This window comes from Anoxybacillus sp. CHMUD (assembly GCF_013096965.1).
Lineage (GTDB): Bacteria > Bacillota > Bacilli > Bacillales > Anoxybacillaceae > Anoxybacillus > Anoxybacillus kestanbolensis_A.
In genome coordinates this window covers 1-213 of the sequence record NZ_SDLG01000110.1, presented here as the reverse complement: position 1 = coordinate 213, position 213 = coordinate 1, and the positions used below count along the sequence as shown (strand labels likewise).

1 rRNA gene is annotated in these 213 nt (G+C 46.5%); it reads left to right on the top strand.

Annotated features, from left to right (window positions below):
• Positions 1 to 99: 99 nt before the first annotated feature.
• Positions 100 to 213: ribosomal RNA gene (locus tag ETB99_RS14845) — 23S ribosomal RNA — on the top strand; the annotation flags it as partial.

The following is a 213-nucleotide window of genomic DNA, read 5'->3' as shown; positions in this document are numbered from 1 at the left end:
TGATTGTTCCTTGAAAACTAGATAACAGGCAGTAAGAAAAGCGACAAACGGTTCTCGTTTGGAGCTAAACGATAAAGCCAAGCAATGCAAAGTGTGTTTAGTTAAGTTAGAAAGGGCGCACGGTGGATGCCTTGGCACTAGGAGCCGATGAAGGACGGGACAAACACCGATATGCTTCGGGGAGCTGTAAGTAAGCGTTGATCCGGAGATTTC